This window comes from Buchnera aphidicola (Hyperomyzus lactucae) (assembly GCF_005081705.1).
Taxonomy (GTDB): Bacteria; Pseudomonadota; Gammaproteobacteria; order Enterobacterales; family Enterobacteriaceae; genus Buchnera; species Buchnera aphidicola_Y.
The window spans coordinates 130,261-143,184 of sequence record NZ_CP034876.1; the positions used below are offsets into that span (position 1 = coordinate 130,261).

General features: G+C 25.3%; 12 protein-coding genes. 10 read left to right on the forward strand and 2 right to left on the reverse strand.

What is annotated here, in order from left to right; translation table 11 throughout:
* Positions 1 to 113: 113 nt before the first annotated feature.
* The 10 genes from thrS (at position 114) to yajC (ending at position 9,797) form a co-directional block, all read left to right on the forward strand.
* Positions 114 to 2,042, forward strand: coding sequence for a threonine--tRNA ligase (thrS, locus tag D9V68_RS00625; protein ID WP_158357346.1), 1,929 nt, complete (start codon positions 114 to 116; stop codon positions 2,040 to 2,042).
* Positions 2,043 to 2,045: 3 nt separating this feature from the next.
* Complete coding sequence (gene infC, locus D9V68_RS00630) at positions 2,046 to 2,585, forward strand: translation initiation factor IF-3 (RefSeq protein WP_158357348.1); 540 nt, start codon at positions 2,046 to 2,048, stop codon at positions 2,583 to 2,585.
* A gap of 87 nt (positions 2,586 to 2,672) precedes the next feature.
* Positions 2,673 to 2,870: a 50S ribosomal protein L35 gene (gene rpmI / locus D9V68_RS00635; RefSeq protein ID WP_014499288.1), complete on the forward strand. Its 198-nt coding sequence runs from the start codon at positions 2,673 to 2,675 to the stop codon at positions 2,868 to 2,870.
* A 42-nt stretch (positions 2,871 to 2,912) separates the two neighbouring features.
* Positions 2,913 to 3,269, forward strand: coding sequence for a 50S ribosomal protein L20 (gene rplT, locus D9V68_RS00640; protein ID WP_158357350.1), 357 nt, complete (start codon positions 2,913 to 2,915; stop codon positions 3,267 to 3,269).
* Between the two features lie 190 nt (positions 3,270 to 3,459).
* Positions 3,460 to 4,449 carry a phenylalanine--tRNA ligase subunit alpha gene (gene pheS, locus D9V68_RS00645; protein ID WP_158357352.1) on the forward strand — a complete coding sequence of 330 codons (990 nt, stop codon included), beginning with the start codon at positions 3,460 to 3,462 and terminating at the stop codon, positions 4,447 to 4,449.
* 9 nt (positions 4,450 to 4,458) lie between these two features.
* Positions 4,459 to 6,843 (forward strand): phenylalanine--tRNA ligase subunit beta, encoded by a 2,385-nt coding sequence (gene pheT, locus D9V68_RS00650; protein ID WP_158357354.1) that lies wholly within the window; start codon positions 4,459 to 4,461, stop codon positions 6,841 to 6,843.
* Between the two features lie 4 nt (positions 6,844 to 6,847).
* Complete coding sequence (locus D9V68_RS00655; RefSeq protein ID WP_158357356.1) at positions 6,848 to 7,147, forward strand: integration host factor subunit alpha; 300 nt, start codon at positions 6,848 to 6,850, stop codon at positions 7,145 to 7,147.
* 51 nt (positions 7,148 to 7,198) lie between these two features.
* The gene (gene queA, locus D9V68_RS00660; protein WP_158357358.1) at positions 7,199 to 8,272 is read left to right on the forward strand and encodes a tRNA preQ1(34) S-adenosylmethionine ribosyltransferase-isomerase QueA; all 1,074 of its coding nucleotides are present in this window, start codon (positions 7,199 to 7,201) and stop codon (positions 8,270 to 8,272) included.
* Between the two features lie 51 nt (positions 8,273 to 8,323).
* Positions 8,324 to 9,436, forward strand: a complete 1,113-nt coding sequence (gene tgt, locus D9V68_RS00665) for a tRNA guanosine(34) transglycosylase Tgt (protein WP_158357360.1) — start codon at positions 8,324 to 8,326, stop codon at positions 9,434 to 9,436.
* Between the two features lie 25 nt (positions 9,437 to 9,461).
* Positions 9,462 to 9,797, forward strand: coding sequence for a preprotein translocase subunit YajC (yajC, locus tag D9V68_RS00670; RefSeq protein ID WP_158357363.1), 336 nt, complete (start codon positions 9,462 to 9,464; stop codon positions 9,795 to 9,797).
* Between the two features lie 54 nt (positions 9,798 to 9,851).
* On the opposite strand, the gene glyS is transcribed toward yajC, so the two are convergent.
* Together glyS and glyQ are read right to left on the reverse strand one after the other, a co-directional pair.
* Entirely contained in the window at positions 9,852 to 11,924 is a 2,073-nt protein-coding gene (gene glyS / locus D9V68_RS00675) for a glycine--tRNA ligase subunit beta (RefSeq protein WP_158358236.1), read from the reverse strand.
* Positions 11,899 to 12,837: a glycine--tRNA ligase subunit alpha gene (gene glyQ / locus D9V68_RS00680; RefSeq protein WP_158357365.1), complete on the reverse strand. Its 939-nt coding sequence runs from the start codon at positions 12,835 to 12,837 to the stop codon at positions 11,899 to 11,901. Before glyQ ends, glyS begins: the two co-directional genes overlap by 26 nt.
* Between the last annotated feature and the right edge of the window lie 87 nt (positions 12,838 to 12,924).

A 12,924-nucleotide genomic window follows, 5' to 3' on the forward strand; every position in this document is an offset into this window, starting at 1 on the left:
TTATATGCTAGTCAAAAAATTTTGACTAGCATCTTTTGAGATTTAAAAAATATTTGTTCATATAAGAATATATACTACATGAACTATTAATATTTTCAATTAAGGATTTAAGAATGCCTGTAATAAGATTTTGTGATGGAAGTCAGCAGGTGTACGAACGTTCTGTTTCATTAATAGAAGTTATTAAAAATAAAAAACCTAGTATAATAAAATCTATTCTTGCGATTTCTGTTAATAGTCGTTTTTCAAATTTTAATACTTTAATCACAGAAGATTCTTTTATAAAGTTTATCCAAAGACAAGATCATGAAGCGTTAAATATTATTCGATATTCTTGTGCTCAACTTTTAAGTTACGCTGTACAAAATATATGGCCTATGGCACAAATTGCTGAAAGTAACATTACAAATAATGGTTTTTACTGCGATATAGATTTAAAAAATAAAATTTCAGAGGCAGATCTTTTTTTATTAGAAAAAAATATGAAAATTCTTATAAAAAAAGAATATGATATATTACATAAGTTAGTTTCTTATTCTCAAGCGATTGAGATATTTCAAAAACGTTTTGCAAAATATAAAATATTCTTACTTAATAAAAATATTAATTATACAAAGACAATTCCTTTGTATTATCATGAAAGTTATGTAGATATTGATATAGGTATGCAAGTATATAACATAAAGTTTTGTAAATATTTTAAAATACAAAAAATTGGAGGTGCTTATTGGGAAGGAAATAATAAAAATAAGATGTTACAGCGGATTTATGGTACTGCATGGTCTAATCAAAATGAATTAAATAAACATATAAATTATTTACATGAAATAGAAAAAAGAGATCATAGAAAACTTGGAACTTTTCTTGATCTATATCATGTGCAAGAAGAATCTCCAGGGATGATTTTTTGGCATAATAAAGGTTGGATTATTTTTCATGAATTAGAAAATTTTGTTAGAGAAAAATTAAAAGAATATAGATATAAAGAAGTTAAAACACCATTATTAATAGATAAATTAATATGGGAAAAAAGTGGACATTGGGATAATTATAAAAATGCAATTTTTACTACATTATCAGAACATCGAGAATACTGCATTAAACCTATGAATTGCCCTGGACATGTTCAAATTTTTAATAGCAAATTGAAATCTTATCGAGATTTACCTATTCGAATGGCAGAATTTGGTAGTTGTCATCGTAATGAACCTTCAGGTTCATTACATGGTCTTATGAGAGTACGTAATTTCACTCAAGATGATGCTCATATTTTTTGTACGAAAGAACAAGTGCGCACTGAAATTAACAATTGTATTAAAATGATATATGATTTATATAGTATATTTAATTTTAAAAAAATCTTAGTCAAACTTTCTACTCGTCCAGAAAAAAGAATTGGTACTGATTCTTTGTGGGATCAATCAGAAAAAGATTTATCTGATATGTTAATAGAAAATCATTTATCATTTGAATATCAATTGGGAGAAGGTGCTTTTTATGGACCTAAAATTGAATTTATTTTACAGGATTCTTTAGACCGGAACTGGCAATGTGGAACAATTCAACTGGATTTTTACTTACCTTTACGTTTAAATTCATTTTATATTAATGAAAATAATGAACGTAAAGTGCCTGTGATTATTCACCGAGCTATATTAGGTTCAATTGAGCGTTTTATTGGTATATTAATTGAAGAATGTTCAGGAAATTTGCCAACATGGTTATCTCCAGTACAAGTAGTAATACTTAGTATTAATAATATTGGTTTGGATTATATTAAAAAATTAGTTAAAAATTTTTCTGATCTAAATATCCGTATAGAATCTGATCTCAGAAATGAAAAAATCGGTTTTAAAATTCGCGAACATATACTTCATAAAATTCCTTATATATTAATTTGTGGAGAAAAAGAAATTAGTGCTAACAAGATATCTGTTCGAGACAGAAATGGTAATCATTTTACAATGATCGATATTGATATTTTTATTAAAAAGTTACAAAAAGAAATTATTACTCGTAACTTTTATCAAATGGAGGAATAAAGTATTAAAGGTGGAAAAAGAATTCAACTAACACGTCCTAATCGAATAAATAGTGAAATACGTGCTATTAAAGTTCGCCTTACAGGTGTCGAAGGTAATCAAATGGGTATAGTTCATTTGCGTGAAGCCTTAGAAAAATCTGAGGAATTAGGATTAGATTTAGTAGAAATTAGTCCAAATGCTGAGCCTCCTGTTTGTCGAATCATGGATTATGGGAAGTTTCTTTACGAAAAAAGCAAATCTTCTAAGGAACAGAAAAAAAAACAAAAAGTTGTTCAGATAAAAGAAATTAAATTTCGTCCAGGAACAGATGAAGGCGATTATCGAGTTAAATTGCGTAATTTGATGCGTTTTTTAGAAGATGGAGATAAAGTTAAGATTACTTTGCGATTTAGAGGTCGTGAAATGGCACATCAAAAGATTGGTGTTGATGTTTTAAATAGAGTTAAAAACGATTTAATTGAGTTAGCAACAGTTGAATCATTTCCATCTAAAATTGAAGGTCGTCAAATGATAATGATTTTAGCACCAAAGAAAAAATAGTCATTTTTAAATATATATCTTTAGAAATCAATGTATAATTTTTTAGAATAATTTCTTATATTTTTATAATTTAAAAAGAAATATTTCATGCCAAAAATTAAAACTTTAAAAAGTGCAGCTAAACGTTTTAAAAAAACTGCATCTGGTAAATTTAAACGCAAACAAGCAAATTTACGTCATATTTTAACAAAAAAAACAACAACTAAAAAACGTCATCTTCGTCCTAAGATTTTAGTATCTAAAGGAGATATAGATAGAGTTAAATCTTTTTTACCATATGCGTAAATTCATTTATCTTATTAAGATTTTACGAATAGGAGAGCATACATGGCTCGTGTAAAACGTGGTGTAATCGCTCACGCCCGTCATAAAAAAATCTTAAAACAAGCCAAAGGTTATTACGGAGCTCGTTCTCGTATTTATAGAGTTGCGTATCAAGCAGTAATTAAAGCCGGTCAATATGCTTATCGTGATCGAAGACAGCGAAAAAGACAATTTCGTCAATTGTGGATTTCCCGTATTAATGCTGCTGTGCGTCAAAGTCAAATGTCTTATAGTAATTTTATTTTTGGTTTAAAAAAAGCATCAATTAATATTGATCGAAAAGTATTGTCTGATATTGCTGTATTTGATATGTTTTCATTTAATGCATTAGTTAAAAAAGCAAAAGAAGCTTTATTATAAAGAATATATTACAATACATAAGAGGGGAAAGTTAATCTCCCCTCCAATATACTAAACTAGTAATATTAAGTATAATATTTATTATATTTCATATTTAAAATTATTGGCTTAAAAATAAGCTTCCTTTATGGAAGCTTTTTAGTATTTTAACATTATATTTGAAAGTACATAAATTAAAAAAGAACATAAAATGTTAACTTTAAATGAATTATTTAAAAGTATCAAAAAAGATATAAAAAATTCAAAAAAAATAGAAGAATTAAATGAAATTCGTATTAAATATTTAGGAAAAAAAGGTATTTTTACTTCTTATATCAGGAATTTAAAAAATTTTTCTTTTGAAGAAAAAAAAAAATATAGTATGATTATTAATCAAATAAAACAAGAAATTATCAGTAAAATTAATCATAAAAATCAAGAATTAACTGCTTTTATTTTAGAAAAACGCATTAAAAAAGAACATATTGATATATCTCTTCCTGGACGTCGTACTGAAAATGGTTTTTTGCATCCTATAACATATACTATTAATTATATAAAAAACTTTTTTTATAAATTAGGTTTTCAATCAATCAATAGTCCCGAAATAGAAGATGAATATCATAATTTTGATGCTTTAAATATTCCTAAAAATCATCCAGCTAGAGATAGTCAAGATACTTTTTGGTTAGATGATAATCGATTATTGCGAACTCAGACTTCAAGTATGCAAATTCGAATTATGAAAGAAGAAAAACCTCCTATTCGATTAATTTTTCCTGGTAAAGTATATCGGAACGATTATGATACTACACATACACCTATGTTTCATCAGATAGAGGGTTTGATAGTTGATAAAAATATTAATTTTTCCAATTTAAAATGGATTATATATAATTTTTTATATGATTTTTTTGGTAAAGATGTTTCTATTAAATTTCGTCCATCTTATTTTCCTTTTACTGTACCTTCTGCAGAAGTAGATATTATCAATAATCATGGAAAATCTTTAGAAATATTAGGATGTGGGATGGTTCATCCTAATGTTTTAAAGAATGTTAATATTGATTCCGGTATTTATTCAGCTTGTGCTTTTGGTATAGGAATTGAACGAATTACAATGTTGCGTTACGGAATTTCTGATCTTCGATCTTTTTTTGAAAACGATATAAGATTTTTAAAACAATTTAAATATAATTAGTGAGAAAAAATGAAATTCAGTGAAAAATGGCTGCGTGAATGGATAAATCCAAAAGTTAATAGTAGCATCTTACATGAACAAATTTCTAATTCTGGTATTGAAGTCGAATATGTAAAGAAATTTGAGCCCATTATTCGTGGTGTTTTTGTTGGTAAAATCGTTCAATGTACTTTACATAATCAATCAAATAAGTTGAAAGTAGTTAAAGTAGATATAGGTAGAAAACAATTATTAAACATCGTATGTGGAGCGATGAATTGTCGTCATGGTATTAAAGTTTTAGTGGCTACTATTGGTGCTGTTTTGCCTAATAATGTAAAAATTGAAATGGTATTGTTGAAAGGACAATTTTCTGAAGGAATGCTTTGTTCCTATTTTGATTTAGGTATGTTTTATAGTAATAAAATTATCGAATGCTCTCTAGAAACACCCATAGGTACCAATATTAATAATTATTTATCATTAAAAGATAATATTATTGAGGTGTCTGTTACATCTAATCGTCCAGATGGTTTAAGTATTTTAGGATTATCACGTAATATAGCAGCTGTTAATGATTTAAAAATATCACCTTTCATAAGTAAAAGTGTTCCTGTAGTAATTGAAAAAAAAATTAATATTGATATTACAGCTAAAAAAGAATGTCTAAATTATTTTGGAAGAATTATAGAAAATGTCGATATTAATGTTGACACTCCTATTTGGATGAAAAAAAAATTATTTTTCTCTGATATGCTATCGGAAAATGTTATTACAGATATTATTAATTATGTATTAATTGAACTTGGACAACCATTAAATGTATTAAACTCAGATTGTATCAATAATACTATTATAGTACGAATGGCAAAAAATGATGAAAAGATAGTTTTAAAAAATAAGATTCAAATAATTTTAAATCAAGAAATATTAGTCTTTTCTGATATAAACAAAATATTGTGTATCCCTGGAAATATTAATTCTAATGATGTTGATATAGATAAAAATACTAAAAATATATTTTTAAGTGCATGTTTGATTAAAAAACAAGCCATTGCTTATATTAAAAAAAAAATATTTTCTAATAAAATATTAGAATATTATAATTATGGAATTGATCCGTTTATTCAAAATCAAGCGATTGAATATGCTACTGATTTAATTGTAAAAATATGTGGTGGCATGCCCGGTCCAATTAGTAATAAAAAAAATAATTCTTCCCTAAATGCCAAGAAAACAATAAGATTACATCACAAATTATTAAATAATATAACGGGTAGTTTTATTCATGAAAATATTGTTTCAAATATTTTATATAATCTTGATTATAAATCGCATTTTCACAAAACATTTTGGGATGTTGTTCCGCCTAATTGGCGGTTTGACATATTAATTGAAGAAGATGTTATCAGTGATATACTCCGGATATATGGGTATAACAATATTTGTTTAAATCCATTACAAGAAAATTTAAACTATAAAAAAAATAATGAATCAACAGATTTTTTGCTCAATAAATCTGCTATTATATTAATTAACAAAGGTTACTATGAAGCTATAAATTATGGTTTTATTGATCCAAAAATACAAAATATAATTTTCCCAAATAAAAAAAAAATATTGTTATCTAATCCTATTTCTCAAGATATGTCGTGTATGCGTTTATCTTTATGGCCTGGTTTACTTAAAAATATTTCTTATAACAAAAATCGACAACAACACAGTATTCGTTTTTTTGAAAGTGGATTTTGTTTTTCAGTAGATAAAGAAAAAGATTTAGGTGTTAGACAGGAAATGTTTTTAGCGGCAGTAATTAGTGGAAATCATCTTAAAGAAAACTGGTATGATAAATCAAGAAAATTAGACTTTTATGATTTAAAAGGTGATTTAGAATCTATATTAGAATCAATATGTGAATTAAATGATGTAGAATTTCGACATGAAATCATAATCGGATTGCATCCCGAACAAAGCGCAGCTATATATCTAAGCAATAATTTTATTGGTAATATCGGTACTATTGATCCAAGATTAATAAAAGAGCTAAATATTAGTAGTTCTACATTTTTATTTGAAATATCATTAAGTAGTTTTTCAGATATGAAACCATCACAAATTCAAGAAATTTCAAAGTTTCCTACTACTCGACGAGATATTGCAATATTAATATCAGAAAATATTCCGGTTTATAATGTAATCAAGACCTGTAGAAATTTTTTTATTGATAAAAAAGTAGAAATTAATCTATTTGACGTATATTCTTGTAAAGAATTTTCTAATCAACAAAAAAGTTTAGGTATTAGTTTTATTTTTCAGGACGAAAAAAAAACTTTACAAGATAATGAAATTAATTTAATGATGAATGATTGCATAGGAGTATTAAAGGAAAAATTTCAAGTTATCTTAAGGAAATAAACTTATGGTGCTTACAAAAGCTGAAATTTCAGAAAATTTATTTGAAAAATTACAATTAACTAAAAAAGAATCAAAAAAATTTGTAGATTTTTTTTTCGAAGAAGTTAGAAAATCTCTAGAAAAAGGAGAAGATGTTAAATTATCTGGATTTGGAAATTTTCAAATAAAAAACAAAAAAGCTCGTCCCGGTCGAAATCCTCGAACAGGGGAAAGTGTTATTATAACAGCACGACGAGTCGTCACTTTTAAAGCAGGTCAAAAGCTCAAAGGTACAATTGACTATTATTTAAAAAAAAATAAATAAATAATATTTAATTCTATCAGAATTTTTTATAATTTTTAAAAGAAGCAAAGTATGCAACTTTCTGATTTTTCTTTTAATTTACCAAAATCACTTATATCTTTTTACCCTTGTCTTATTCGAAGTAAATGTCGTTTGATGGTCGTTAATGGAAATACCGGAATAATGTCTCATAAATATTTTTTCAATATTATTGATGAAATTAATTCTGGCGATTTACTTATTTTAAATAATACTCAAGTTATTCCTGCTCGATGTTTTGGATGTAAATCAAGTGGAGGTAAAGTTGAAATTTTAGTAGAACGAATATTGGATTCTAATAAAATATTAGCAACAATCAAAAATTCTAAAAATATTCATATTGGGACCAATATTTTTTTTGGATATCAAAATCAAATTAAAAGTTCTGTAATTAGTCATAAAAGTTCTTTTTTTGAAATTATTTTTCACAGTAAAATTCATTCAGCTACTGATATTATTAATTATATTGGAGAAACCCCTTTACCTCCGTATATTAAAAGATTAGAAAATAAATTAGATAAAGATCTATATCAAACTGTTTATAAAAAAAAAATAGGTTCTATTGCAGCACCTACCGCTGGATTGCATTTTGATTTTCCTTTGTTAGATAATTTATATAATAAAGGTGTAGATATAGAATACATTACTCTTCATATAGGTTCTGGAACCTTTCAACCTATTAGAACAGTTAACATTAAAGAACATATTATGCATTCTGAATCAGTTGAAGTATCTTCTGGTTTAATAAAAAAAATTCAATCTTGCAAAAAAAAAGGAGGTCGTATTATTGCAGTTGGCACCAGTACACTTCGTGCTTTAGAAAGTGCATATAATTCAAATGCATGGAATAACAATAAAAATTTTATAAGCGATACTAATATTTTTATATATCCTGGTTATAAACATACTATTGTGGACGCATTAATTACTAATTTTCATTTCCCTCAATCAACATTAATTATGTTAGTAGCTTCTTTTATGGGTTATAAAAATACAATCAATGCTTATCATGAAGCAATAAAATATAAATATCGTTTTTTTAGTTATGGAGATGCAATGTATATCACTTATAATAAATTAGCTCCATCTGAAAAAGTTATTAATTAATATTTTTGAATAAAATTTTTGAAAGAATTTTATAAAGATTATGGAGAAGAAATGAATTTTCAAGTTTTACATCAAGATGGAAATGCTAGACATGGTGTATTTAATTTTAATCAAGAAACAATAGAAACGCCTATTTTTATGCCAGTAGGAACTTATGGTGCTGTAAGGAGCATTAGTACAGAAGAAATTAAAAATACAGGGAGTAAAATAATTTTAGCAAATTCATTTCATTTGTATTTACGACCTGGAGAAGAAATAATTAAATTGCATGGAAATTTACATAATTTTATGAATTGGTCAGGACCTATTCTCACTGATTCCGGGGGGTTTCAAGTTTTTAGTCTTTCAAATTTTTGTAACATTAAAGAAGAAGGAGTTCTTTTCAAGAATCATATTAATGGCGAAAATTTTTTTCTAACTCCCAAGATTTCTATAAAAATTCAATCAGTTTTAGGTTCTAATATTGTCATGATTTTTGATCAATGTATTGCATATACTAATAATTGGGAAGAAACAAAAAATGCTATGGAAAGATCAATTTATTGGGCAAAAAAAAGTCGTTTATATTTTGATTTATATAAAAATACAAATTTATTATTTGGTATTATTCATGGAGGAATATATCGATCTTTACGTGATATATCACTTAAAGAGTTAATAAAAATAGATTTTGATGGATATGCATTAGGTGGTTTAGCTGTTGGTGAATCAAAAAAAGACATGTATAGATTGTTAGAACATATTTGTCCTCAAATACCGAAAAATAAACCTCGATATTTAATGGGTGTAGGTAAACCAGAAGACTTAATAGAAGGAGTGATTAGAGGAATAGATATGTTTGATTGTGTTATTCCGACTCGCAATGCTAGAAATGGTTATTTATTTGTTACAAATGGTATAATTAAAATTAGAAATAAAAAATACAAAAAAGATTTATCTGTTTTAGATAATACTTGTACTTGTTATACTTGTCGGCATTATACTCGATCTTATTTACACCATCTGCATTCTTGTAATGAAATATTAGGTGCTCGTTTAAATACAATACATAATTTACATTATTATCAAACATTAATGTTTAATATAAGATTATCGATAAAAAATAAAACATTCGATCAATTTGTTTTAAATTTTTATCAGCAAAAAAATAAAATTAATTTTTAAAAAATTCTTTTAAGGAAAAATAAAAATGAGTTTTTTTATTCATTATGCTAATGCTGCAATTAATACATCTCCAGAAAGTAGTAATTCATATTCTTTAATATTTATGCTAATAATATTTTTGTTAGTTTTTTATTTTATGCTTTTCCGTCCCCAACAAAAAAAAGATAAAGAACATAAAAACCTTATAAATTCTCTTGTTCAAGGGGATGAAGTTATAACGACTAGTGGGTTATTAGGCCGAATTAAAAAAATTACAAAAAATGGATATATTGTACTTCAATTGAATGATACAACTGAAGTATTTATAAAGCAAGATTTTATAGCATCATCTTTGCCTAAAGGCACTTTAAAATCTTTATGATTTTTACGAGATTTATAAAAATTTTAAATGTATCTCATGTTTATGATTGTATTTTTAATACAAGTAAGAAAAATTTATTATTTTAAAAAAAATGTCTTTTAATTTTTGTAATAAAATTAAGCGATTTAAACGTATTTCATAATTAGAATGATATATTTTAACTTTATTAAAAAAATTATATATTGGTATGTCAAAATCTGTCATTTTAAGTAGAATTTCTTTATATTTCTTTTCTATGAATAAATCTTTTGTATCATTATGAAATTTTTTAAGTTGATTAAATAATATGATTTCTTCTGCTTCTTTTATTAGTTTAATATTGATACATCCATTTATTTTTTTGTTTTCTTTCTCTAAAATATTGGATATTCTTTTGATAGACAGTATTATTGATTTTGAGATTTCTGTTTTTTGAAAATAGGATATTGCTTGTATTTTTTCATTAATGTCTTTTAAATTTGTAGATTTGTATGATAATACTGATTTAATAATTTTTATACAATATCCTGTTTCTTGATACCAATTAAACACTCTAGCCATAAAAAATTTTATAATATCATCAGATATTATTGAATAATTAATATTTTTTTTATTATGTAGTTCAAGACTTTTATCAACTAAATCTTTTAAATCTAATGGTATATTTTTTATTATAATAATACGAATAATTCCTATAGCTAAACGTCTTAATGCAAATGGATCTTTATCTGCACTGGGAATGTTTCCAACATAAAACATTCCTGATAAAGTATCTATTTTATCAGAAATAGATAATGAACAACCTATAGGAGTACATGGAAGTTTATCACCCGAAAAAGATGGTAAGTATTGCTCTTTTAAAGCAATAGAAATATCTTTTTTTTCTTGATCTTCTAAAGCATAGTACATACCTATAATACCCTGTAATTCTGGAAATGCACATACTACATTAGTGACAAGGTCGCATTTTGATAGAAGTGCCGCTCTAATTGAATCTTCTACATTACTACAGCTGTATTTAGCAATCCATTTTATAAGTAATTTAAGGCGTAATGTTTTTTCATATAATGAACCAAGATTTTTTTGAAATAAAACTTTTTTTAAAGATAAAAGATTTTCTTTTAATTTTGTTTTTCTATCATCTTTAAAAAAGAATTCTGCATCTGAAAGTCGTGCATGCATTACTTTTTCATTTCCAATAATAATTTTCTTTGAACATTTTGAATTAATATTAGAAATAAATATAAAATATGGAAGTATATTTTTTTTTGAATTATATATGGGGAAGCATTTTTGTTGTTTTTCTATAGTATAGACTAATATTTTCTTTGGTATTGCGAGAAATTTTTTTTTAAAAGTAGCTAAAAATACTATAGGTGATTCTACTAAAGCAGTTACTTCTTCGATTAAAAATGTATTTATTTTTATAAAACCATTAATTTTTTTTGCTTTTTCTTTTATTTTTCTGATAATTATTTCTTTACGAACTTTATAATCGGCAATTATATTATTTTTTTCAAAAAGAATAGAAGGATATTCTTTAGCATTTTGAATTTTGATTGTTTTTTCTGTTGAAGAAATATGATTTTGAAGAAAATTATTAGAAGGAATATTAAATATTTTTCCTGAAATAATTTTTTCATCTAATAGAATAACGATATTACGAATAGGACGAGAAAATTTTTCATTATTTATATCCCATCGCATAGTTTTTTCTATAGAAATTTTTTTCAGTGCCGATTCAGTTATTTTTGGAATTAATAATTCAATATTTTCCTGTTTTTTTCTTATATGATAAAATAACCATGAACCTTTTTTTGTTTTTAGATGAGAAGCTTCGTGTACATTGATCCCACAATTTTTAGCCCAACGTATAGCGGCCTCGGTTGGTGTATTATTAATATTATAGGCATCAGCTATCGATGGACCTCTTTTTTTTACATCTATAAATCTATCTTTTGTGTCAAGATCTATAATTTTTAATGCAAGTCTTCTTGGAGTAGAAAAATATTCAATATTTTTATATTTTATATTAAAATAATTTAATTCTTTGATAAAATTATTATAAAAATGTAAAGATGTTCTAGAAAGTAATCTAGAAGGTAATTCTTCGGTACCTATTTCAATTAACAGCACTTTTTTTGTCATTTTTTTTTCTTTTTTCATGACACAATGGAAAACCTAATTTTTTTCTTAAATTAAGATATTCTTGTGCGATTTGAGTAGTTAATTTACGAATGCGCAAGATATAATTTTGACGCTCATTTGAAGATATAGCTTTTCTTGCATCTAATAAATTAAATATATGATTTGCTTGCAATATTTTTTCATATGATACTAATAATAATGGTTTTTTTAAATTTATTAATCTTTTTGCTTCTGATTCATATTGTTCAAAAGAATTAAATAAAAAAGTAGTATCAGAATATTGAAAGTTATATTTTGATTGTTCTATTTCGTTTTGTTGAAAAATATCACCATAAGTAATCGTATGATTTTTATTTTTATTCCAGATTAAGTCATACACTGTTGATTTATCCTGCATATACATGGCAATTCTTTCTAAACCATATGTTATTTCAATAGTTACAGGATTACATTCTAATCCTCCTACTTGTTGAAAATAAGTAAATTGAGTAATTTCCATTCCGTTCAACCAAACTTCCCATCCAATCCCCCAAGCTCCTAATGTAGGATTTTCCCAATTATCTTCTACAAAACGTATATCATTTGTTTTTTCATCGATATTTAGCAAATTAAGTGAATGTAAATAAATTTTTTGAATATCACGTGGAGGCGGTTTCATAATAACTTGAAATTGATAGTAATGTTGTAAACGATTAGGATTTTCTCCATATCTTCCGTCTGAAGGACGACGACAAGATTGTATATATGCGGCGTGAATTGGTTCTGGACCAATAGTGCCTAAAAAAGTTGTATTATGAAATGTACCCGCTCCTATGGGAAGATCTAATGGTTGAAAAATAGTGCACTCTTTTTCTAACCAGAATTTTTGTAAACTTGTAATTAAACTATAAAAAGTATTATGATAATTTTTCATGTTAGAACCAGAAAGGATAATAAAAGATATATTTTATATTTTTTTATAATTATGTGTAATAATAAGTTTATATATTTTTTGTATTAG

What these genes read in the sequence shown, in the direction of transcription:
- rplT (WP_158357350.1), top strand. Translation starts at nt 2,913, where the DNA reads ATGGCTCGTGTAAAACGTGGTGTAATCGCTCACGCCCGTCATAAAAAA.
- queA (WP_158357358.1), top strand. Translation starts at nt 7,199, where the DNA reads ATGCAACTTTCTGATTTTTCTTTTAATTTACCAAAATCACTTATATCT.
- glyQ (WP_158357365.1), bottom strand. Translation starts at nt 12,837, where the DNA reads ATGAAAAATTATCATAATACTTTTTATAGTTTAATTACAAGTTTACAA.
- rpmI (WP_014499288.1), top strand. Translation starts at nt 2,673, where the DNA reads ATGCCAAAAATTAAAACTTTAAAAAGTGCAGCTAAACGTTTTAAAAAA.
- tgt (WP_158357360.1), top strand. Translation starts at nt 8,324, where the DNA reads ATGAATTTTCAAGTTTTACATCAAGATGGAAATGCTAGACATGGTGTA.
- glyS (WP_158358236.1), bottom strand. Translation starts at nt 11,924, where the DNA reads ATGACAAAAAAAGTGCTGTTAATTGAAATAGGTACCGAAGAATTACCT.
- thrS (WP_158357346.1), top strand. Translation starts at nt 114, where the DNA reads ATGCCTGTAATAAGATTTTGTGATGGAAGTCAGCAGGTGTACGAACGT.
- pheS (WP_158357352.1), top strand. Translation starts at nt 3,460, where the DNA reads ATGTTAACTTTAAATGAATTATTTAAAAGTATCAAAAAAGATATAAAA.
- D9V68_RS00655 (WP_158357356.1), top strand. Translation starts at nt 6,848, where the DNA reads ATGGTGCTTACAAAAGCTGAAATTTCAGAAAATTTATTTGAAAAATTA.
- pheT (WP_158357354.1), top strand. Translation starts at nt 4,459, where the DNA reads ATGAAATTCAGTGAAAAATGGCTGCGTGAATGGATAAATCCAAAAGTT.
- yajC (WP_158357363.1), top strand. Translation starts at nt 9,462, where the DNA reads ATGAGTTTTTTTATTCATTATGCTAATGCTGCAATTAATACATCTCCA.